Origin of the sequence: Streptomyces sp. NPDC058246 (assembly GCF_042881985.1) — a bacterium.
Lineage (GTDB): Bacteria > Actinomycetota > Actinomycetes > Streptomycetales > Streptomycetaceae > Streptomyces.
Genome location: NZ_JBHVWZ010000008.1, coordinates 143,847 through 164,089 on the forward strand (window position 1 = coordinate 143,847; position 20,243 = coordinate 164,089).

Below are 20,243 nucleotides of genomic sequence, written 5' to 3' on the forward strand. Positions count from 1 at the left end.
TAATATGCACGTACGCGGCCGGGCCGTGATCGAGGCGAGACTCTCAACACAGAACAACTACCTGGCGGATATGGATCCGTGACCTCAGGGATCAAGCCCCCTGGTGCTCCCCCTCGCCCCCTTCCCGCCCTCCCCTTGACCTCTCTCGCCCTCGGCCTGCCTACGCGTCCAGGGCCGCCCGCCACTCCCGCACCGCGTCCGCCGAGACGGGGGCCGTCCAGCCACCCGGGCGGGCGGCGCCGCCGATGTGGAAGGCGTCGATACCGGCGGCACGCAGGCGGGGCACGTGGTCGAGGCGGAGTCCGCCGCCGACCATGATCCGCGGCTCGTAACCGGGCTCGCCGCGGCGCGCGGCCTCGGCGACGAGGACGGCGAGGCCGTCGTCCACGCCCGCGGAGGACCCGGCCGTGAGGTAGGCGTCGAGGCCGGGCAGGTCCGCGAGCTGCTTGCGCAGGGCGTCGCGGTCGGCGGCGCGGTCGATCGCGCGGTGGAAGGTCCAGCGGCAGCCGTCCAGTTCGGCGACGATCCGCTCCACGACGGCGAGGTCGGGACCGCCGTGCTCGTCGAGGAACCCCAGGACGAACTCGTCCGCCCCCGCCGTGCGCATCTCCCCGGCGACGCGCACGAGCCCGTCGGCGTCCCCCGCGGCGAACCCGTCCGTCAGCCGCAGCATCACACGCAGCGAGATGTCGACGGCGGCGCGGATCCCGGCGAAGGTCTCCACGGGCGGGGTGAGCCCGTCCGCGGCCATGTCGGTGACCAGCTCCAGCCGGTCCGCACCTCCGGCCTCAGCGGCGACCGCGTCCTCGACGCCGAGGGCGATCACCTCCAGGACTGCGCGCTTACTCATGGGACCTCTTCCCTTGGGCGGCTACAGGTCTAGTCCAATCTAAGCGTACGCCGGTGGGGGCCGCCGCCGCGACAAGATCGCCCCAGGCCGTGGTGCGGGCGGGGGTGAGTCCCGCTCCCGCCGCGCCTGCCCGTCCCCATCCTTCCGGGGCCCCGCCCGAGGCCGCGGTGGGTTGTTCGTCGGCTGCGGATCGGTCGGGGCTCGTCGCGCACGGTTCGGGCTTGTCGCGCACGGTTCGGGCTTGTCGCGCACGGTTCGGGCTTGTCGCGCACGGTTCCCCGCGCCCCTGACAGGAGCGCGGGGAACCGCGCGACGAAAACCTCACGGCCGACCCGGCCGACCCGTCAGCCGAAGATGGTCAGCTCCTCCTCCGCCGCACCCGCGAGCTCGTACCGGGTACCGTCCAGCGGCCGCCCCGCGTAGAGCCGTACGAGCGTGGCGGCATCCCCGATGTACCGGGCCGGCGTCCGCTCCCCCGACACGCCTCCCAACCGCAGCGGCTCGTCCAGGTCGTCGAGGTCGGCGTGCAGCGGCACATGCCCCTTCTTCCGGCTGATCCGCGCGAGCAGGGTGAGCGCGTACGGCAGCCCCGGGCCCGCGTACGCCCCGGGCTCCCCGAAGGCCTCGCGGACATCGCCGGCGTGCACCCACTCGCCGAGCGCGACCGGGTCGAGGACCCCGCCGGCCTTGGCGATCGCCGGGCCCGCCTCGGTCATCCCGCGCTCCAGCTCGTCCACGATCTGCGTCACGGACCAGTCGGCCCGCTCGGCGATGTCGCGGTCGTTCGCCTCGGGTGAGAACACCCCCTTCTCGAACCGGCTCTCCACCACGCGGGTCAGCGCGGCCCCGCAGTGCGCGAGCACATGCCGGACCGTCCACCCCGGGCAGGCGGTCGGCAGCGCGAAGTCCTCCTCCGGCCGGCCGCGCAACAGCGGTACCAGCGCGTCACGCTCAACGGTCAACAGCAGCCCCGGCAGCTCGGGGTCCCGTTCTTCGTGCACATCAGCGGGGTTCGTCATGTGTTCCACGCTAGGGCCTGTACCCGGCGGAGGAGAATGAACCCATGGCCGACCTCGACGCGCTGCGCAGCCGCTGGAACCGTGCACTGGAGGGGGTCCGCTCCCCCGGGGGCCCCGACCCGGCCCCGTACGCGGACCATCTCCTCACCCGCTGGCAGGAGCCGCAGCGCCGCTATCACACGCTCGCGCACCTCACGGCGGTCCTCGACCGCGTCGACGTGCTGGAGGAGTACGCGGACGATCCGGACCTGGTGCGGCTGGCCGCCTGGTTCCACGACGCCGTGTACCTCCCGGACCGCTCCGAGAACGAGGAGCGGTCGGCCCACCTCGCCGAACGCGCGCTCCGCGAGGCCGGGGTGTCCGACGAGGACACCGCGGAGGTCGCCCGGCTGGTCCGCCTCACCGTCACCCACGCCCCGGCCGACGGCGACCGCAACGGCCAGGTGCTGTGCGACGCCGACCTGGCGATCCTGGCCTCGTCCCCGGAGACGTACGCCGCCTACACCGTCGCCGTCCGCCAGGAGTACGCCTTCGTCCCGAACGACGCCTTCCGCCGGGGACGGGCGGCCGTGCTGCGTCAACTCCTCGACCTGCCACGGCTGTTCAGGACGCCGTACGGCGAACGGGAGTGGGAGCGGCGGGCGCGCCTGAACATCGGCGGCGAACTGGACCTGCTCGACGCCTGATGATGCCTGACGACGCCTGACGCACGTCGTCCGGCCGCTCACCCGGCCGCCGGGTTCCCGCCGGGTGGCCGCCGGCTGCCTGCGGGCGCCGCGAACAAATCCGTACGTACGGAAGCATGATGCGCCCTATCCTCGCCCGCATGGGAGACACGGGCGGGGACGGGGACCGGGACATGAGCGGGGACGGGCACATGAGCGGGGACGGGGACATGAGCACGGGCGGGGGCCGGCACATGGGCGGGGACTTCGGCGGCGACCAGGTGGCGGAGGCCGTCGCGGGGAGCGTGGCGCTGCTGCGTACCGCGGCCGGACGGGACTGGGACGGCGTCAGGGCGGGGCGTCTGGAGTGGAGTTGCCGGCGGACCGCCGAGCACATCTCCAGTGATCTCATCGCGTACGCGGGGCAGTTGGCCGGGCGGGCCACCACGGCGTACGTGCCTTTCGAGATCGTGATGGACGACGGCACGGACAACACGGGCGTCGTCGACGTGATCGAGACGACCGGCCCGCGCTGTTCGCCGCCGTCGTGCGGACGACGCCCCGGGAGGTTCGGGCCTTCCATCCGTACCCGTTCCGCAGCGCGAACCGGGAGGGGTTCGCCGCGATGGGCATCGCCGAAGTCCTGCTGCACACGCACGACATCGCCGAGGGACTCCAGCTCACCTACGAACCCCCGGCCGCGCTCTGCGAGGGCGTCCTCACCCGGATCTTTCCGCACGTCCGGCCCGGGCCCTCCCCCTGGCGCACCCTCCTGTGGGCGACCGGGCGCGGCGAACTGCCCGGCCGCGCCCCGGTCACCGAGTGGCGCTGGTCCAACAACCTGGTGATCGAGTCCGAGCGGCTCACGCTCCAGGGGGTCACCCCTGCGGCCGCCGCCGACCTGCGGGCGGGCGGCACGGGCGGCTTCGAGTGGATCGAGGGCGGCCCGTTCGAGGGCACCCGGGACGCCGCCGGAATGGTCCTGAAGGCATACGAGGGCGGGGTGCACCGGCCGGAGTGGGGGGTGTTCGTGCTCGTACGGCGAAAGGACGGGCGCGCGGTCGGCGGAATGGGCTTCCACGGGGCCCCCGACGAGGAGGGGCGCGCCGAGGTGGGGTACGACCTCGCGGAGAACGCCCGCGGTCACGGCTACGCCACCGAGGCTCTGCGCGCCCTCGCCGCCTGGGCGCTGGCCCGCGACGACGTCAAACTCCTCCTGGCCGCCGTCGACCGGGCCAACACCCCGTCGCAGGGCGTCATTTCCCGCGCCGGGTTCACGCGGGTGAGCGAGGACGTGGAGCAGTACGCGTACGAGCTGCACGGCATGGACCGTTCACTCCAGCTGTACGCCCGGGAGGCGTGAGGGTCCGCCGAGGCGTGAGGGTCCGCCGAGGCCTGTCCCGACGGCTGACGGCCGCCCGGGAGCGGCGGCCGTCGTGAGAACGCTTCAGCGCCTCACAGGTTTCCCATCGGTTCGATGTCGACCTTGACCGGGGTGCCCCAGATGCGCAGGACCTCGTAATCGGTGAACTCGTGGATCAGGCGGTAGGCCATGCCGGGGCGGGGGGTGCGGCGCTCGGCGGCGAGGTAGCGCTCGGCCTCGTGGCGGTCGCGGCGGGGGGTGCCGCACAGCTGCCACTCCTGGCCGGTCCACACCTCCGGCAGCCAGCGCTGCTGGGGCTGCGGGCGGTCGCCGCGCACGCCGTAACGGGACATCGTGCGCTCGGGGGACTCGTCCGGGCCGGCGGGGCGGCCGTGTCCGTACGCGTCGTTGACCTCGGTGCGGCGGGCGGCGCGGCGGCGGGTCTCGCAGAGCAGGCAGAGGTCGGCGGCGCCCTCGTCCACCGGGCCGTTCGGGTGCTCGGAGCAGCGGGTGGTGGGCGCGGCCGTCGTCACCGTCTCGTCGAGGAGGTCCAGCGCCCGCTTGAGATCCGCCTTGACCTCGTGCAGCTTCGCGTCGGGGGTGTCGGCGGTCAGCGCGTCGCCGTGCTCCCCGAGCAGGCGCAGGGCTCGCCCCAGGGCGGTCAGCTGTGCGTGGTTCATGGCTCCACCTTCGCACGCGCCACTGACAACCCGGCAGGGTCGGCAGGGTCGGCAGGGTCCGTAAGGCCGGCGGGACCGACGGAGCCGGGGGAGTCGGCGGGGCCGGTGGGCTCGGGAAGACCGGTAAGACCTGTGAGGCCGAAAAAGTACGTTGCCGCGAAGCCGACCACGTATCCCGTCAGCAGGCCGCCCGCGTAGATGGCGGCCGTGAGGGCCAGGCCCCGGTTTCCGGAGAGCAGCGGGAACAGGGCCCAGCCCGAGGGGCCGATGGCCGAGGAGCCGACCTTGTCGCCGAGCATGGAGAAGAAGCCGACGAAGGCGCCGCCCGCCGCTCCGCCCGCGCACGCCGTGACGAAGGGGCGGCCGAGGGGGAGCGAGACGCCGTAGATCAGGGGTTCGCCGACCCCGAGAAGGCCTGCGGGGAGGGCCGACTTGATCGTCGTACGGATGGAGGTGTCGTGGCGCAGGCGGACGTACACCGCCGCGGCCGCGCCGACCTGGCCCGCGCCCGCCATCGCCAGGATGGGCAGCAGGACCGTGTAGCCCTGCTGCTCGATGAGGGTGGTGTGGATGGGGATCAGGGCCTGGTGCAGGCCGAGCATGACGAGGGGGAGGAACAGACCGCCGAGGATCAGGCCCGCGAAGACGCCCGTATGGGCCAGCAGCCAGTTCGCCGCCGTGCCGATGGCGGTCGAGAGCTCGCCCGCCGCGTACATGAGGGCGTAGAGCGTCACCAGGCCCGCGATCAGGACCGTCAGGGTGGGGGTGACGAGGACGTCCAGGGCCTCCGGGACCCAGCCGCGGCACCACTTCTCGACGTATGTGCCGAGGACGGCGGCGGCCAGCGCGCCGAGCACCCCGCCCTGGCCCGGCGCGAGCGTCATCCCGAACACCGTCACCTTCGCCACCCCCGCGTACACGATGACCGCCGCCACCGCGCCGCCCAGGACGGGCGTGCCGCCGAACTCCTTCGCCGTGTTGTGCCCGACGAAGACGGCGATCAGCGCGATGAAACCGGCGGCGACGGCGGCGAGGGCGGGGGTGATCGTCCCCAGCCACCCCAGGTTGACCAGCAGGCCGTTCAGACCCGCGATCACGCCGCAGCCGATCAGGGCGGGGATGAGGGGGACGAAGATGTTCGCGATGCGGCGCAGGAGCAGTTTGACGGGTGTGGTGTTGCGCTGTCGCCGGGCCGCCTTCAACTCGGCGCCCCTGGCGGCCAGCTGTTCGGCGGTGCTCGCGCCGGCCAGGAGGGCTTCGAACTCGGGGGTCACCCGGGCGACGGTGCCCGGGCCCAGGACGATCTGGTACGTGTCGTCGTCGGCGACCACGCCGAGCACGGCGGGCAGCGCCCTGAGGGCCTCCTCCTGGACCAGGGACCGGTCCCGCAGGTCCAGGCGGAGGCGGGTCATGCAGTGGGCCGCGGACGTGACGTTGGCGGGGCCGCCGACCAGGGGGAGGATCGCCGCGGCGATCGAGGCGTTCGTTGTGCGCACTCCCCGAGAGTGCTGGTCAGTGGGCCGTCGCCGCCAGCGCCGCGCGCAAGTGGCCCCTGCTCTCCTCCAGAAGGTGGGCCGCGGTGGGGCCGTCCACGCCGCTCAGGATGATCAGGATGGCGTTCTTCACCTCGCCGTCGGTGGCGGCGAGGGCCTGCTCGATCTCCTCGTCGGAGGCGCCCGTCGCCAGGGACACGATCCGGCGGGAGCGGGCCCGCAGCTTCTCGTTCGAGGCGCGTACGTCGACCATCAGGTTCCCGTACGTCTTGCCGAGGCGGATCATCGTGATCGTCGAGAGCATGTTGAGGACGAGTTTCTGGGCGGTCCCCGCCTTGAGGCGGGTGGAGCCCGTCAGCAGCTCGGGGCCGACGACGATCTCGATGCCGTGCTCGGCCGCCGCGGCCAGCCCGCTACGCGCGTTGCACGACAGGCCGATCGTCAACGCCCCCCGAGCGCGGGCGTGTTCGACGGCCCCGATGGCGTACGGGGTGCGGCCGGAGGCGGAGATGCCGACCACCGTGTCGTCGGGGGTCAGCCCCAGCCCGGAGAGGTCCTGCGCCGCCAGCTCCTTGGAGTCCTCGGCACCCTCGATCGAGGTGATCATGGCGGTGGGGCCGCCCGCGATCAGGCCGACGACCTCGGAGGGGTCGGTGTTGAAGGTGGGCGGGCACTCGGAGGCGTCCAGCACGCCGAGGCGGCCCGCGGTGCCGGCGCCCGCGTAGATCAGGCGGCCGCCGCGGGACATGCGGTCCGCGATGTCGTCGATCGCGGCGGCGATGAGCGGCAGCCGGTCGGCGACGGCCGTCGGCACCGTCGCGTCCTCGCCGTTCATGATCTTCGCGATCTCCAGGGTGGCCAGCTGGTCGATCTCGGCGAGTTCGGGGCGGAACGCCTCGGTGGTCAGTGTCTCCAACTCGGCCTTCAGGCCACGGAGGTGCGAGGAGGCGTCGGCGGTTGAGGTCATGGAGGAGGGCTCTTTTCGGTGCGTACGACGACGTTCGATGCTGCGAGAAGTAGGCCCCGTTGAGTAAGACGTTGAGCAGGTCGATGAGCAGGTCGTTGAGCAGGTCGATGATCCGTGCGCGGGTGCGTGCTAGCGGTGTCCGCCGCCGCGCGGGGTGTGGCGGTGCGCCAGTGCCTCGTACGAGGCGGACAGCGCGGGTGCCGCCGTCTCGTAGGTCCGCTGGGCGACCCCCACGAACAGACAGTCCACCACCAGGAGCTGGCTGGTGCGCGACGACATCGCCGCCGGGCGCAGCTCGCTCTCGCGGGCCGTGGACGTGGTGAGGATGTGGTCCGCGTACTGCGTGACCGGTCCTCCCGGGCGGCCGGTGATCGCCACCGTGGTCGCCCCGTGCTCGAAGGCGACCCGCAGCGGTTCGATGACGTCACCGGTCGAGCCGGAGTGCGTGATGGCTATCGCCACGTCCTTGGCGCGCAGCTGCACCGCGTGGGTGACGGCGAGGTGCGGGTCGCTGTGCGCGTGGGCTATGAGCCCGATGCGCATCAGTTTCTGGTAGAGGTCCTGCGCGACCAGACCGGACGCCCCGACGCCGTAGATGTCGATACGGCGGGCCGCGGCGAGCGCGGCGACCGCCGCCCCCAGCTGTACGGTGTCGAGCCCCGCGGCGGTGTCCGCGAGGGTCTGCTGCTCGTCGTACGCGAGTTTCGCCACGACGTCCGCGATGGGGTCGTCGACCGCGATGTCGGCGGTGACGGCGGGCGCGCGCCCCGACTGCTGCTGGGCGGCGAGCCCGGCGAGCGCCAGCCGAAGGTCCCGATACCCCGGGTAGCCGAGCAGCCGGGCGGTGCGCACGACGGTGGCCTCGCTGGTGCCGGTGAGCTCGGCGAGGCCGGTGACCGTGAGGGCCGCGCAGCCGGCCGGGTCGCCGGCGACGGCCTCGGCGACCCGCTGCATGGAGCGGGTCATCGAGGGGGCGAGGGTCCGCACCTTGGCCGCGAGGGCGGCGGGGGCGGGCGGCGCCTCCCCCGCGAAAATTTCCTTCACGTCATGGGTCACGTACTGAAAGATATTTTCCTTTGGGGTGGACGGTCAAGGGTGCGCACAATGGGGACATGGACCCCACCGACGACCCCATCAGCCCCCTGGAGCAGGCCCTGCACGCGGCGCGCGCCCTGGTACTCGCCGATCTGATCGCCGGCGAGGTCGCCGAGGCGGACGTCGTCTCGCTCGTGGAGGAGTCGGTGGTGCAGCGCCGGTGGTGGGTCGAGCAGTGGCCGGAGGGCGCGGGATTCGTCGCCGGGCTCGTCGCCCAGGACGTACAGGACGCCCTGCTGGAGCGGTACGGACGGTGGCCGCTGTGCCCCGTCTGCGGTTCCGGGGACCCGCACGCGCTGGACGTCGAGCCCGAGTTGGGGCCCGATCCGCACTGGGTGTGCCACAAGGCGGGGGTGAAGGTCGCGTCCGTGGGCTCCCTGGGCGCGGCGACCGGCGAGGCACCGTCCTCGTGACCGTCTATATCGATCCGCCCACCTGGCCGGGGCACGGCCGGCTGTGGTCCCACCTGATCAGCGATGTCTCGTACGACGAACTGCACGCCTTCGCCGCCGAGTTGGGCGCCCCGCCGCGGGCCTTCGAGCGGGACCACTACGACATCCCGGCACACCGGTACGAGGACGCGGTGCGCGCGGGCGCGGTGCGGGTCAGCAGCCGCGAGGTGGTGCGGCTGCTGCACGGGGCGGGGCTGCGGCGGCGGAAGGGTTCCGCCGCCGCCGAAGGGGCTGAGAATCTCCAGCCCCTCCGGCGTTCGAGGACGCGGCCGTTCACACCTGTGCCCGAGCCCGAGGGCGGCAGCCCCCGGTCAGGGAACGGGTAGCGGCGGAGGGGGACGAAACCCGCCCGGCGGTCAGCTGAGCGTGCGCAGCGCCGTCGTGTCGTACGCCGCCAGTTCCCCGAAGCGGCCGTCGAGGACCTTCGCCGCCCACTCCGGGTCCTGGAGAAGGGCGCGCCCCACGGCGACGAGGTCGAACTCGTCGCGCTCCAGGCGGTCGAGGAGGTCGTCGATGCTCTTCACCGCCGACCCCTCCCCCTGGAAGGCCTTGATGAAGTCGCCCTCCAGACCGACCGAGCCGACCGTGATGGCGGGCTTGCCCGTCAGCTTCTTCGTCCAGCCCGCGAGGTTGAGGTCGGAGCCGTCGAACTCGGGGACCCAGTAGCGGCGGGTGGAGGCGTGGAAGGCGTCCACACCGGCCGCGGCGAGCGGGGTGAGGATCGCCTCCAGCTCCTCCGGCGTCTCGGCGAGCCGGGCGTCGTACGCCTCCTGCTTCCACTGCGAGTAGCGGAAGAGGACGGGGAAGTCGGGCGAGACGGCGGCGCGGACCGCGGCGACGATCTCCGCCGCGAACTTCGTACGGGCGACCGGGTCACCGCCGTACGCGTCCGTGCGGCGGTTCGTGCCCGCCCACAGGAACTGGTCGATGAGGTAGCCGTGGGCGCCGTGCAGTTCGACGCCGTCGAAGCCGATGCGCTCGGCGTCGGCGGCGGCCTCGGCGAACGCCGCGACGACGTCGTCCAGGTCGGCCTGGGTCATCTCCTTGCCCTCACCGGCCGTGCCGTTGATGCGCAGCCCGGACGGGCCGACGGCGGGGGCGTCCGCGAACGGCGGTTCGCCCGCGCTGCGCACCATGCCGATGTGCCACAGCTGGGGCACGATCGTGCCGCCGGCCGCGTGCACGGCGTCGGCGACCTTCGCCCAGCCCGCCAGCTGCTCCGCGCCGTGGAAGCGCGGGATGCGGTCGCTCTGTCCCGCCGACTCGTGGCCCACGTACGTGCCCTCGGTGACGATCAGGCCCACGCCCGCGGCGGCGCGGCGGGCGTAGTACCCGGCCACGTCCTCGCCCGGTACGCCGCCCGGCGAGAACTGCCGGGTCATCGGGGCCATCGCGATCCGGTTCGGGACCGTCAGGCCGTTCAGGGAGACGGGGCGGGACAGGATCTCGGCTGCGCGGGAGGCGGCGGTGGCAGTCACGTAGGGGGCTCCTCGGAGGGGGCGATCACGGGGGCGATCGGACGTCGTGCAGGACGGTGGATTCCGGACGGTATGTGCATGTGCATCAACCGTCCGTCAACGTCAACTGGCCCATCCGTCGCGGCATTCCGCCGTCCGCCCGCCGGGTCCTGTGATCCCGGACACTCCTCAGGGCCCCTGCCTGACGGGAACCTCGCGAGGGGAACGCCGTGAGCGGAACTCCATGAGGGCGCGAACGCCCAAGGGCGGCACCCCTCCCTGTGAGGAAGGGTGCCGCCCTCGGAACGAAAGGACGGTGATCGACCGGGGTCGATCAGAAGTCCATGTCACCGCCCGGCATGCCGCCCGGAGCGGCCGCGGAGGCCTTCTCCGGCTTGTCGGCGATGACGGCCTCGGTGGTGAGGAACAGCGCGGCGATGGAGGCGGCGTTCTGCAGGGCAGAGCGGGTCACCTTCGCCGGGTCGATGATGCCCTCGGCGATCATGTCCACGTACTCACCGGTGGCGGCGTTCAGGCCGTGACCGATGGGCAGGTTGCGGACCTTCTCGACGACGACGCCACCCTCGAGACCACCGTTGACGGCGATCTGCTTGAGCGGGGCCTCCAGGGCGAGCTTCACGGCGTTGGCGCCGGTCGCCTCGTCACCCTCGAGCTCCAGCTTCTCGAAGACGGCGGAGGCCTGGATGAGGGCCACGCCACCACCGGCGACGATGCCCTCCTCGACGGCCGCCTTCGCGTTGCGAACGGCGTCCTCGATGCGGTGCTTGCGCTCCTTGAGCTCGACCTCGGTGGCGGCACCGGCCTTGATGACGGCCACGCCGCCGGCCAGCTTCGCCAGGCGCTCCTGGAGCTTCTCGCGGTCGTAGTCCGAGTCCGAGTTCTCGATCTCGGCACGGATCTGGTTGACCCGGCCGGCGACCTGGTCGGCGGAGCCGGAGCCGTCGACGATCGTGGTCTCGTCCTTGGTGATGACGACCTTGCGGGCGCGGCCCAGCAGGTCCAGACCCGCGTTCTCCAGCTTGAGGCCGACCTCCTCGGAGATGACCTCGCCGCCCGTGAGGATGGCGATGTCGCCGAGCATGGCCTTGCGGCGGTCACCGAAGCCCGGGGCCTTGACGGCGACGGACTTGAAGGTGCCACGGATCTTGTTGACGACCAGGGTCGACAGGGCCTCGCCCTCGACGTCCTCGGCGATGATCAGCAGCGGCTTGCCGGACTGCATGACCTTCTCGAGGAGCGGCAGCAGGTCCTTGACGTTGCTGATCTTCGAGTTGGCGATCAGGATGTACGGGTCGTCGAGGACGGCCTCCATACGCTCCATGTCGGTGGCGAAGTACGCCGAGATGTAGCCCTTGTCGAAGCGCATACCCTCGGTGAGCTCCAGCTCCAGACCGAAGGTCTGGGACTCCTCGACGGTGATGACGCCTTCCTTGCCGACCTTGTCCATCGCCTCGGCGATGAGCTCGCCGATCTGGGTGTCGGCGGCGGAGATGGAGGCCGTGGAAGCGATCTGCTCCTTGGTCTCGACATCCTTGGCCTGCTCGAGCAGGGCACCGGAGACGGCCTCGACGGCCTTCTCGATACCGCGCTTGAGGGCCATCGGGTTGGCGCCGGCGGCTACGTTGCGAAGGCCCTCGCGGACCAGCGCCTGGGCGAGGACGGTCGCCGTGGTCGTACCGTCACCGGCGACGTCGTCCGTCTTCTTGGCGACTTCCTTGACCAGCTCGGCGCCGATCTTCTCGTACGGGTCCTCGAGCTCGATCTCCTTGGCGATGGAAACACCATCGTTGGTGATCGTGGGGGCGCCCCACTTCTTCTCGAGGACGACGTTGCGACCCTTGGGGCCAAGGGTGACCTTGACGGCGTCGGCGAGCTGGTTCATCCCGCGCTCGAGACCGCGCCGTGCCTCCTCGTCGAACGCGATGATCTTGGCCATGTGAAGTGGTCCTCCCGGACGGGGTGGATTGCTCCGGATCGCGCCCGCGCCCGCGACGGACGGCCTGCAAGCCCTGTGGTTCCTTGCCCCACCGGCCTGCGGGCCTCGCCGGCCCGATCCAAGTTCTGTCACTCTCACTGGGAGAGTGCTAACGCCAATGATTAGCACTCGACCCCTGCGAGTGCAAGCGCCTCTCACGAACGGGGCGGGTCCGGGAACGCGAACGGGGCGGGTCCGGGAACGCGAGTGGGGCGGGCCCGGGGACGCGAGTGGGGCGGGCCCGGGGACGCGAACGGAAGCGGGCCGGGGAACGCACGAGGGGTCCGCATCCCAGGTGGGATGCGGACCCCTCGGCGTGAGTGCGTCGTTGGCCGTTCGCGCCGGATCAGACGGCGAGCTTGACCATGTCCGCCTGCGGACCCTTCTGGCCCTGCGAGATCTCGAACTCCACTCGCTGACCCTCTTCAAGGGTGCGGTAGCCGTCCATCTGAATCGCGCTGTAGTGCACGAAGACGTCCGCACCACCGTCGACCGCGATGAAGCCGTACCCCTTCTCCGCGTTGAACCACTTGACGGTGCCCTGAGCCATGCCTAACTCCCCTATTACTGGCCCTTGCACAGATCCACACTTCGCGGATCCGGGTCAGACCTCACCCCCCAACGGTTGGGGGTGTGCGCCGGAACGCGTCGACCGCGGCTGAATGTATCTGTCCAACTGCCGTCTGCAACAGGTCAATCGGACGAGAATTCTGGGCACGACCGATCGGGAATATGCGGAGAATTTGCGAAGATTCAGGGCAAGTCGGGCCCCGTAAATGCCATAAACGGCTCAAAGACATGGGGCACATTGGCTACTTCTTATCGGGTGTCGCACAGGTACTCATATGCGTCCGGCATGAAAAGCGAAGCAGCTTCCCCAACTGTACCGCGCTCAACCATGCAGAATTGCCCCCTCCGTTTCTCTCACGGAGAGGGCAATTCGATGAACTCTTGGTAATGAGCGTTACCTACGGTAACAATCTCACCCTGGGTGACGGGCGTCGGCGCCGCTCAGCCGCCGGCCACGGCCGGGATGATCGAGACGCCCGCACCGTCGGGCGTAGCCGTCTCCAGCCCCTGCTCGAACCGCACGTCGTCGTCGTTGACGTACACGTTGACGAACCGGCGCAGCTTGCCCTGGTCGTCCAGGACGCGCGCGGCGATGCCCGTGTGGTTCTTCTCCAGGTTCTCGATGACCTCGGCGAGGGTCGCCCCCTCGGCACTCACCTCGGCCTGCCCGCCCGTGTAGGTGCGCAGGATGGTGGGGATACGGACGTTGACGCTCATGGGGTACGACCTCCGGTCTGATGGTCTACGGCTGTGGAGCGCCCCCGTCAGGGGCGCGGGGCTGTGACAGCTGCGGCTCCGCCGTATGGGCGCGACCAGCCCCCACCGGCCCGCGGCGAAACGCTTAAGCGAGACCAGCCTCGCGGAAGGACTCCAGGTTGGGACGGATGGTCGCGGTGAGCCCGGTACCGGCCACCGCGTCCAGCGTCTTGAGACCATCACCCGTGTTGAGGACGACGGTCGTGAGCGTCGGGTCGAGCAGCCCGTTCTCGATCAGCTTCTTGGTGACACCGACGGTCACGCCACCGGCGGTCTCCGCGAAGATGCCCTCGGTGCGCGCGAGGAGCTTGATCGCGTCGACGACCTGCTCGTCGTCGACGTCCTCCACCGCACCGCCCGTACGCCGCGCGATGTCGAGCACGTACGGCCCGTCGGCCGGGTTGCCGATGGCGAGCGACTTGGCGATGGTGTTCGGCTTCTGCGGCCGTACGACGTCGTGGCCCGCCTTGTAGGCGACGGACACCGGCGAGCAGCCCTCGGCCTGGGCGCCGAAGATCTTGTACGGCTTGTCCTCGACGAGCCCGAGCTTGATCAGCTCCTGGAGACCCTTGTCGATCTTCGTGAGCTGGGATCCGGAGGCGATCGGGACGACCAGCTGGTCGGGGAGCCGCCAGCCGAGCTGCTCGCAGATCTCGTACGCGAGGGTCTTGGAGCCCTCCGCGTAGTACGGCCGCAGGTTGACGTTGACGAAGCCCCAGCCCTCGCCGGCCGGGTCGCCGATCAGCTCGGAGCAGAAGCGGTTCACGTCGTCGTAGTTGCCCTCGATGCCGACGAGTTCGCCGCCGTAGATCGCGGCCATGACGACCTTGCCCTGCTCCAGGTCGTGCGGGATGAACACGCAGGAGCGGAAGCCGGCGCGGGCGGCGGCGGCACCCACGGCACCGGCGAGGTTGCCGGTGGAGGAGCAGGAGAGCGTGGTGAAGTCGAAGGCGCGGGCGGCCTCGATGGCCTGGGCGACCACGCGGTCCTTGAAGGAGTGCGTCGGGTTGCCGGAGTCGTCCTTCACATACAGCCCGCCGGTCACGCCCAGCTCGCGCGCCAGGTTGTCGGCCTTGACGAGCTTGGTCCAGCCGGGGTTGATGTTCGGCTTCTCGGCGACGTCCGCGGGGACGGGCAGGAGCGGCGCGTAGCGCCAGATGTTCGCGGGGCCCGCTTCGATGCGCTTGCGGAGTTCTTCGGTCTCGTAGGCCGAGAAGTCGTACGCGATCTCCAGCGGGCCGAAACACTCCTCGCAGGCGAAGACCGGTCCGAGCGGGACGCGGTGGCCGCACTCGCGGCACGAGAGAGCCGCGGCGGGACCCAGATCGACGGAGTTCGTGGTGCTTGCAACAGTCTGCGCAGCCATGGAGGCGAGGCCCTTTCTCCTCATCTTCCTCACGACGCACTTCGCCGTGAGACGGATTTGGCACCTTCCCTAGCCGGGAGCCTCGCGGAGCGATCGACATCGATCGGTACGAGACCGGCTGGAGGGTTGCCGGGGCTTCAACGGGCCGTATCCCTCTGCCCCTCTGGATGAGCGGTATTCGGTTGTTGAACTATTGAGCACTATGAGTGCCGATGATCTACACCGATGATCTACGCAATGCGATGGTCATCCGCGTTGTTCAAGACTGTAACCGAAGGCCAGGACAGTTGAGATAGTCGTCCGAACCGCGAGATGGATCACACCGTGAGACACCGGGTGATCAGACAGTGAGGAGCCGCAGACTGTGCTGAAGGAAGTCGAGCGCTGGCTGAGCACACGCTCCTGGTCCGTGACCGATCGCCCGCTCCACCAGCTCATGGCCGCGAAGCGCACCACAGGGTCGACGGTCAGCGTCGTACTGCCCGCGCTCAACGAGGAGGAGACCGTCGGCGAGATCGTCGCGGTCATCCGCCACGATCTGATGCAACAGGTGCCCCTCGTCGACGAGATCGTCGTCGTCGACTCGGGCTCGACGGACCGCACCTCCGAGGTGGCCGCCGCCGCGGGCGCGCGGGTCGTGCACCGGGACGAGATCCTGCCGCGCATCCCGACCGTGCCCGGCAAGGGCGAGGTCCTGTGGCGGTCGCTCCTGGTGACGAGCGGGGACATCGTCTGTTTCATCGACGCGGACCTCAAGGAGTTCTCGTCCGACTTCGTCACCGGGATCGTGGGCCCGCTGCTCACCGAGCCCGGCGTGGACCTCGTCAAGGCGATGTACGACCGTCCGCTGGGCGGCGCCGCGGGTCAGGGCGGCCGCGTCACCGAACTGATGGCCCGCCCCCTGCTCAACATGCACTGGCCGCAGCTCGCCGGCTTCGTCCAGCCGCTCGGCGGCGAGTACGCCGCGCGCCGCTCCCTGCTCGAACAGCTCCCCTTCCCCGTCGGGTACGGGGTCGAGCTGGGCATGCTCGTCGACGCCCTGCACCTGGTGGGCCTCGACGCGCTCGCCCAGGTCGACGTGGGCGAGCGCAAGCACCGCCACCAGGACGGCCAGGCCCTTGGCCGCATGTCCGCCGCGATCTACCGCACCGCCCAGCTCCGGCTGGCCCGCGGGCACCTCATCCGCCCGTCGCTCACGCAGTTCGAGCGGGGCGAGGAGGGCTTCGAGCCGCGCACCTACTCCGTGGACACGGAGGAACGTCCGCCGATGGTGGAAATCTCCGAATACGTGAAACGGAGGGCCGCGTAGGACACGCCCCGTCAGGGGCGCGGGGCTGTGACATACGCGGCTGAGCCGCGTGGGCGTGACCAGCTCCCCTTGGCCGGGGGATCGCCTACGAGCTCGCAGACGGCCGACGGGAACGTTTGAGCGTTTCGACCGAGGGCTAGGTTTCGAGGCATGGCTTCAACGCACGGTGCCCACCGGATCCTGGTCGCCTCCAACCGCGGCCCGATCACCTACGAGGTCCGCGAGGACGGCTCGCTGCACGCCAAACGCGGTGGCGGCGGGCTGGTCTCGGGCCTCTCCGCCATCGGGCCGGACGCGGGCGCCCTGTGGGTGTGCTCGGCGCTCGGCGAAGGGGACCGCGAGGCGGTGCGGCGCGGGGTCGGCGAGGACGGCGTACGGATGCTGGACATCGACGCCGGGACACACGCCGACGCCTACAACGGCATCGCGAACTCCGTGCTGTGGTTCGTCCACCACATGCTGTACCAGACACCGCTGGAGCCGGTCTTCGACGCGGAGTTCCGGCGCCAGTGGGCGTCGTACGAGACGTACAACCGCGCGTTCGCCCGGGCGCTGGCCGACGAGGCGGCCGAGGGCGCCGTGGTCGTCGTACAGGACTACCACCTGACCCTCGTCCCCGGGATGCTCCGCGAGCTGCGCCCCGATCTGCGGATCGGGCACTTCTCGCACACGCCGTGGGCGCCGGTGGACTACTTCCGGATGCTGCCCGACGACATCGCCGAGCAGGTGCTGCGCGGCATGCTGGGAGCGGACCGGCTGGGCTTCCTCACCCGTCGCTGGGCGGACGCGTTCACCGCGTGCTGCCTGGAGCTCGTCGGCGGCCTCGGTGACACGCGGGTCGGGGTGCACGGGCTCGGCGCGGACGCGGACTTCCTGCGGCGCCGCTCGCACGAGACGGACGTCGACGAGCGCATGGCCGCGCTGCGGGACCAGATCGGGGCGGGCCGCAAGACGATCGTGCGGGTCGACCGGACCGAGCTGTCCAAGAACATCGTGCGCGGGCTGCTGGCCTACCGGCAGCTGCTGGACGACCACCCCGAGTGGCGCGAGCGCGTCGTGCACGTCGCCTTCGCCTACCCGTCCCGGCAGGACCTCGCCGTGTACCGCGAGTACACCGCCGAGGTGCAGCGCGTCGCGGACGAGATCAACTCCCGGTACGGGACGGCCGGCTGGACCCCGGTCGTCCTGCACGTCAAGGACGACTTCGCCCGCTCGCTCGCCGCGTACCGGCTCGCCGACGTGGCCCTCGTCAACCCCATCCGGGACGGCATGAACCTCGTCGCCAAGGAGGTGCCTGTCGTCTCCGACGCGGGGTGCGTGCTGGTGCTCTCGCGGGAGGCGGGGGCGTACGAGGAGTTGGGCGAGGACGCGATTTCGGTCAATCCGTACGACGTGATCGGTACGGCGCGTGCCCTGCACGAGGCGCTGTCCATGTCCGGCGGGGAGCGCGCCGAGCGCACCAAGCGGCTGGCTGCCGCCGCGACCGCCTTGCCGCCGGCCCAGTGGTTCCTGGAGCAGCTGCGCGAACTGGAGCGCTGAAGCGGGAGCGGGGTCCGCGACCCGTCCGGCGTCGGTGTCGATCAGTCCAGTTGTGCCGCGAGCGCGCGGAGCAGTCGTACGACGCCAGGTGGGCCGTCCACCACCAGGTCGGCCCGGTCCGCGAGTTCGGCGACCTCGGAGCTGCCGCTGCAGACCAAGAGGCCGGCGATGCCGTCGGAACGGAGCTTGTCCACGGCGGCGAAGGCGGGCAGGTCGCCCAGGTCGTCGCCGGCGTAGAGGACGGATTCGGCGCCGATCTCCCGGACGTACTCCAGGAGGGCGACGCCCTTGTCCATGCCGGGGGGACGGAGTTCGAGAACCATGCGGCCGGGTTCGACGATCAGGCCATGACGGGTGGCCAGGGCGGTGAGGGGCTCGCGCAGCGTTTCGAAGGCGGCCTGCGGGTCGCTCGCGCGGCGGGTGTGCACGGCGACGGCGCGACCCTTCTCCTCGATCCAGGTGCCCTGCCAGGCGCCGATCGTGTCCAGGAAGCCGGGCAGCTCGGCGCGGACGGCGGCGACGCCGGGGTGCGGGGCGGGGGCGGTGACCGTGCCGCTCACGGCGTCCCAGCGTTCGGCGCCGTAGTGGCCGAGGACCACCAGGTGCTCCAGGCCCGGCACTCCCGCGAAGCCGCCGTGCCGGACCGCTACGCCGGCCGGGCGACCGGTGATCACGGCGACGGAGGCGACCTTCGGGGCGAGGACCGACAGGGCGGGGACCGCGTCGGGGTGGGCGCGGGCCTGTTCGGGATCGGGGACGATCGGGGCGAGGGTCCCGTCGAAGTCGAGCGCGATCACCGCCCGTGCGGGGTGCGTGAGGATGGCGTCGAGGCCGTCGCGACCGGCGGGGGTCGCGGGGGTCGGCAAGGAGTCCGTGGATTCCGGGTGGCTGCCCATACAGCGACCCTATCCGCGCGAGGGCGGGCGCACCCATGGCTCATCGGGTCACGGACGGCTTCCCGCCGGAGGTTTTCAGCCTGTCCGGCGTTTGCTTTCAGCCCGTCCGGTGTTGAGGACGAGGCCGTTCAGGCCAAAGCGGGGGGTCCGGGGGCGGCAGCCCTCAGGGACGACGGGATCTCCCTGCTCGAGCGAGGCCGAAAGATTGAGGGAGAGCAGGGGCGGGAGGGGCGAGTCAGTCACCGCTCCCCCCGCCGCGCCTCCCTCACCCGCCGCAGCCGGTTCACCGTCACCGGGTCGTGGGCGAGGGCACGGGGGTCGTCGAGGAGGGCGTTGAGGAGCTGGTAGTAGCGGACCGGCGCCAGCCCGAGCTGCTCACGTATCGCTCGTTCCTTGGCTCCGGGACCGGGGAAGCCCCGGCGTTCGAGGGCGAGGATGCCCTGCTCCCGCGGGGAGAGCTCTTCCATGGCGGCCATGGACAGCACCGTAACGCCCACCACCGACAGCACCGCCGACAGCAGCGCCGGCGGCACTACGCCGCGCTGTCCTCCGTCGTCGCCTTCAGCTGCAGCGTGCCGAGCACCCCGGTCGGGCTGCCGCCGGGGCTCACGGCCTTGGCGATCTCCTTCTTGATGTCGGCGCTGATCCCGGCCCAGGAGGTCTTGCCGACGGGGTAGAGCACGGAGGAGGGCAGCTCGTCCAGGAACGGGGCGAGGTCCTTGTCGTTCTGGTCGACGGCCATGGCGTCGGACGCGGACGTGGTGACGGGCAGCAGGTCGTACTCGTGGGAGAAGGCGAGCACGTTCTTGTCGCTGTAGACGAAGTCGAGGAAGTCGCCGATCTGCTTGCCGTGGCCGTTCTTCTTGAAGGCCATCATCCAGTCGGCGACGCCCATGGTGGACTTGGCCCTGCCGTTGGTGCCGGGCATCGGCACCATGCCGAACTTCACGCCCTTGTCGGCGGCCATCTTCATCAGCGTGGGATGCCCGCTGAGCATCCCGACCTCACCGCGCGCGAACGCGGCGAACGCGTCCGCGCGGTTCAGCTTCGCGGGCGCGACCGGGCCGGTGAGCCCCTTGCCGACCAGTTCGTCCCTGAGCCAGGTGAGCGTCTGGACGTTCTGCGTGGAGTCGATGGAGTACGTGCCGACGTCGTCGGTGTAGCCGCCACCGCCGCTCAGCAGCCACTGCATCGTCTCGGCCTGCGCCTCCTCGGGCCCGAGCGGCAGCGCGTACGGGTACTTCACGCCCTTGGACTTGAGTGCCCTGGCGTCGGCGGCGAGCTCGCTCCAGCTCCGCGGCGGGGTGATCCCGGCCTGCGAGAACAGCGTCTTGTTGTAGAAGAGCAGCCGCGTGGAGGACGCGAACGGCATGCCGTACTTCGTCTGGTTCGTCTGGCCGGCGTCCGTGAGCTGCGGGACGAAGTTGGCCTCGGCGGGTATGGAGAGCAGGTCGTCGACCTTGTAGAGGTCGCCCTGCGCGGCGTAGTCGGCGTAGGCGCCGATCTGCGCCATGTCGGGCGCCTTGCCCGCCGCGACCATCTCCTTGACCTTGCGGTCGACGTCGGTCCAGGAGTAGACGCTGACCTCGACCTTGACCCCCGGGTGGTCCGCCTCGTACTCCTTGACCAGCTTGTCCCAGTACTTCTGGGAGCTGGTGGCCTTGGAGTCGCCGTAGTCGGCGGCCACCAGCCTGAGGGTCACGTCCGAGGAACCGCCGCCGGAGCCGCCGCAGCCCGCGAGGGTCGCCGCCATGCTCATGGCAGACGCCA

At 71.0% G+C, this 20,243-nt stretch carries 19 protein-coding genes, 1 pseudogene and 1 riboswitch; of the genes and pseudogenes, 6 read left to right on the forward strand and 14 right to left on the reverse strand.

The window, feature by feature from the left end:
• Window positions 1–160: 160 nt before the first annotated feature.
• Both ACFVXA_RS14620 and ACFVXA_RS14625 read right to left on the reverse strand, forming a co-directional pair.
• Complete coding sequence (locus ACFVXA_RS14620) at window positions 161–850, reverse strand: copper homeostasis protein CutC (protein WP_390025159.1); 690 nt, start codon at window positions 848–850, stop codon at window positions 161–163.
• Window positions 851–1,194: 344 nt separating this feature from the next.
• Window positions 1,195–1,869, reverse strand: a complete 675-nt coding sequence (locus ACFVXA_RS14625) for a maleylpyruvate isomerase family mycothiol-dependent enzyme (RefSeq protein ID WP_389745740.1) — start codon at window positions 1,867–1,869, stop codon at window positions 1,195–1,197.
• A 44-nt stretch (window positions 1,870–1,913) separates the two neighbouring features.
• Between ACFVXA_RS14625 and ACFVXA_RS14630 the strand changes: the two genes are divergently transcribed.
• Together ACFVXA_RS14630 and ACFVXA_RS14635 are read left to right on the forward strand one after the other, a co-directional pair.
• The gene (locus ACFVXA_RS14630; RefSeq protein ID WP_384025192.1) at window positions 1,914–2,555 is read left to right on the forward strand and encodes a hypothetical protein; all 642 of its coding nucleotides are present in this window, start codon (window positions 1,914–1,916) and stop codon (window positions 2,553–2,555) included.
• Between the two features lie 260 nt (window positions 2,556–2,815).
• Window positions 2,816–3,897, forward strand: a pseudogene (locus ACFVXA_RS14635) (GNAT family N-acetyltransferase).
• A 92-nt stretch (window positions 3,898–3,989) separates the two neighbouring features.
• Here the strand turns inward: ACFVXA_RS14635 and ACFVXA_RS14640 are convergent.
• The 4 genes from ACFVXA_RS14640 to ACFVXA_RS14655 all read right to left on the reverse strand — a co-directional run bounded on the left by ACFVXA_RS14640 (window position 3,990) and on the right by ACFVXA_RS14655 (window position 8,093).
• On the reverse strand, window positions 3,990–4,577 hold the full coding sequence (locus ACFVXA_RS14640) for a hypothetical protein (protein ID WP_362016778.1): 588 nt from the start codon (window positions 4,575–4,577) through the stop codon (window positions 3,990–3,992).
• Window positions 4,574–6,073, reverse strand: a complete 1,500-nt coding sequence (locus ACFVXA_RS14645) for a PTS transporter subunit EIIC (protein ID WP_390025161.1) — start codon at window positions 6,071–6,073, stop codon at window positions 4,574–4,576. The genes ACFVXA_RS14640 and ACFVXA_RS14645 overlap by 4 nt, the downstream gene beginning before the upstream one ends.
• A gap of 16 nt (window positions 6,074–6,089) precedes the next feature.
• Window positions 6,090–7,037: an N-acetylmuramic acid 6-phosphate etherase gene (gene murQ / locus ACFVXA_RS14650; protein ID WP_362016782.1), complete on the reverse strand. Its 948-nt coding sequence runs from the start codon at window positions 7,035–7,037 to the stop codon at window positions 6,090–6,092.
• A gap of 129 nt (window positions 7,038–7,166) precedes the next feature.
• On the reverse strand, window positions 7,167–8,093 hold the full coding sequence (locus ACFVXA_RS14655; RefSeq protein WP_362016784.1) for a MurR/RpiR family transcriptional regulator: 927 nt from the start codon (window positions 8,091–8,093) through the stop codon (window positions 7,167–7,169).
• Window positions 8,094–8,149: 56 nt separating this feature from the next.
• Here ACFVXA_RS14655 and ACFVXA_RS14660 point away from each other — a divergent pair, with 56 nt between their 5' ends.
• Together ACFVXA_RS14660 and ACFVXA_RS14665 are read left to right on the forward strand one after the other, a co-directional pair.
• On the forward strand, window positions 8,150–8,545 hold the full coding sequence (locus ACFVXA_RS14660; protein WP_362016786.1) for a hypothetical protein: 396 nt from the start codon (window positions 8,150–8,152) through the stop codon (window positions 8,543–8,545).
• Window positions 8,542–8,910 (forward strand): DUF4031 domain-containing protein, encoded by a 369-nt coding sequence (locus ACFVXA_RS14665; protein ID WP_383900672.1) that lies wholly within the window; start codon window positions 8,542–8,544, stop codon window positions 8,908–8,910. The genes ACFVXA_RS14660 and ACFVXA_RS14665 overlap by 4 nt, the downstream gene beginning before the upstream one ends.
• A gap of 30 nt (window positions 8,911–8,940) precedes the next feature.
• On the opposite strand, the gene ACFVXA_RS14670 is transcribed toward ACFVXA_RS14665, so the two are convergent.
• The 5 genes from ACFVXA_RS14670 to thrC form a co-directional block, all read right to left on the reverse strand.
• A complete protein-coding gene (locus ACFVXA_RS14670; protein ID WP_362016790.1) occupies window positions 8,941–10,062 on the reverse strand; it encodes an NADH:flavin oxidoreductase in 1,122 nt (373 codons plus the stop codon).
• Window positions 10,063–10,375: 313 nt separating this feature from the next.
• Complete coding sequence (gene groL / locus ACFVXA_RS14675; protein WP_362016792.1) at window positions 10,376–11,998, reverse strand: chaperonin GroEL; 1,623 nt, start codon at window positions 11,996–11,998, stop codon at window positions 10,376–10,378.
• 385 nt (window positions 11,999–12,383) lie between these two features.
• Entirely contained in the window at window positions 12,384–12,587 is a 204-nt protein-coding gene (locus ACFVXA_RS14680) for a cold-shock protein (protein ID WP_005315736.1), read from the reverse strand.
• A gap of 461 nt (window positions 12,588–13,048) precedes the next feature.
• Window positions 13,049–13,324, reverse strand: coding sequence for a ubiquitin-like small modifier protein 1 (locus ACFVXA_RS14685; protein ID WP_362016795.1), 276 nt, complete (start codon window positions 13,322–13,324; stop codon window positions 13,049–13,051).
• A 124-nt stretch (window positions 13,325–13,448) separates the two neighbouring features.
• Window positions 13,449–14,729: a threonine synthase gene (gene thrC / locus ACFVXA_RS14690; protein ID WP_389752510.1), complete on the reverse strand. Its 1,281-nt coding sequence runs from the start codon at window positions 14,727–14,729 to the stop codon at window positions 13,449–13,451.
• Between the two features lie 17 nt (window positions 14,730–14,746).
• Window positions 14,747–14,903: riboswitch (SAM riboswitch) on the reverse strand.
• A 190-nt stretch (window positions 14,904–15,093) separates the two neighbouring features.
• Between thrC and ACFVXA_RS14695 the strand changes: the two genes are divergently transcribed.
• Window positions 15,094–16,038: a glucosyl-3-phosphoglycerate synthase gene (locus ACFVXA_RS14695; RefSeq protein ID WP_362016799.1), complete on the forward strand. Its 945-nt coding sequence runs from the start codon at window positions 15,094–15,096 to the stop codon at window positions 16,036–16,038.
• A gap of 150 nt (window positions 16,039–16,188) precedes the next feature.
• A complete protein-coding gene (locus ACFVXA_RS14700) occupies window positions 16,189–17,577 on the forward strand; it encodes a trehalose-6-phosphate synthase (RefSeq protein ID WP_362016801.1) in 1,389 nt (462 codons plus the stop codon).
• 41 nt (window positions 17,578–17,618) lie between these two features.
• On the opposite strand, the gene otsB is transcribed toward ACFVXA_RS14700, so the two are convergent.
• From otsB to ACFVXA_RS14715, 3 genes are all read right to left on the reverse strand, one after another.
• Window positions 17,619–18,473 (reverse strand): trehalose-phosphatase, encoded by an 855-nt coding sequence (otsB, locus tag ACFVXA_RS14705; protein WP_362016804.1) that lies wholly within the window; start codon window positions 18,471–18,473, stop codon window positions 17,619–17,621.
• Between the two features lie 239 nt (window positions 18,474–18,712).
• Window positions 18,713–18,949: a DUF3263 domain-containing protein gene (locus tag ACFVXA_RS14710; RefSeq protein ID WP_362016806.1), complete on the reverse strand. Its 237-nt coding sequence runs from the start codon at window positions 18,947–18,949 to the stop codon at window positions 18,713–18,715.
• Between the two features lie 56 nt (window positions 18,950–19,005).
• The gene (locus ACFVXA_RS14715) at window positions 19,006–20,226 is read right to left on the reverse strand and encodes an extracellular solute-binding protein (RefSeq protein WP_362016933.1); all 1,221 of its coding nucleotides are present in this window, start codon (window positions 20,224–20,226) and stop codon (window positions 19,006–19,008) included.
• Window positions 20,227–20,243 lie beyond the last annotated feature (17 nt).

Bases quoted from the DNA above. Each gene is read 5' to 3' on its own strand.
- ACFVXA_RS14680 (WP_005315736.1), bottom strand. From the start codon at position 12,587: ATGGCTCAGGGCACCGTCAAGTGGTTCAACGCGGAGAAGGGGTACGGC.
- ACFVXA_RS14685 (WP_362016795.1), bottom strand. From the start codon at position 13,324: ATGAGCGTCAACGTCCGTATCCCCACCATCCTGCGCACCTACACGGGC.
- ACFVXA_RS14620 (WP_390025159.1), bottom strand. From the start codon at position 850: ATGAGTAAGCGCGCAGTCCTGGAGGTGATCGCCCTCGGCGTCGAGGAC.
- ACFVXA_RS14640 (WP_362016778.1), bottom strand. From the start codon at position 4,577: ATGAACCACGCACAGCTGACCGCCCTGGGGCGAGCCCTGCGCCTGCTC.
- thrC (WP_389752510.1), bottom strand. From the start codon at position 14,729: ATGGCTGCGCAGACTGTTGCAAGCACCACGAACTCCGTCGATCTGGGT.
- ACFVXA_RS14700 (WP_362016801.1), top strand. From the start codon at position 16,189: ATGGCTTCAACGCACGGTGCCCACCGGATCCTGGTCGCCTCCAACCGC.
- otsB (WP_362016804.1), bottom strand. From the start codon at position 18,473: ATGGGCAGCCACCCGGAATCCACGGACTCCTTGCCGACCCCCGCGACC.
- ACFVXA_RS14715 (WP_362016933.1), bottom strand. From the start codon at position 20,226: ATGGCGGCGACCCTCGCGGGCTGCGGCGGCTCCGGCGGCGGTTCCTCG.
- ACFVXA_RS14710 (WP_362016806.1), bottom strand. From the start codon at position 18,949: ATGGCCGCCATGGAAGAGCTCTCCCCGCGGGAGCAGGGCATCCTCGCC.
- groL (WP_362016792.1), bottom strand. From the start codon at position 11,998: ATGGCCAAGATCATCGCGTTCGACGAGGAGGCACGGCGCGGTCTCGAG.
- ACFVXA_RS14630 (WP_384025192.1), top strand. From the start codon at position 1,914: ATGGCCGACCTCGACGCGCTGCGCAGCCGCTGGAACCGTGCACTGGAG.
- ACFVXA_RS14625 (WP_389745740.1), bottom strand. From the start codon at position 1,869: ATGACGAACCCCGCTGATGTGCACGAAGAACGGGACCCCGAGCTGCCG.
- ACFVXA_RS14660 (WP_362016786.1), top strand. From the start codon at position 8,150: ATGGACCCCACCGACGACCCCATCAGCCCCCTGGAGCAGGCCCTGCAC.
- murQ (WP_362016782.1), bottom strand. From the start codon at position 7,037: ATGACCTCAACCGCCGACGCCTCCTCGCACCTCCGTGGCCTGAAGGCC.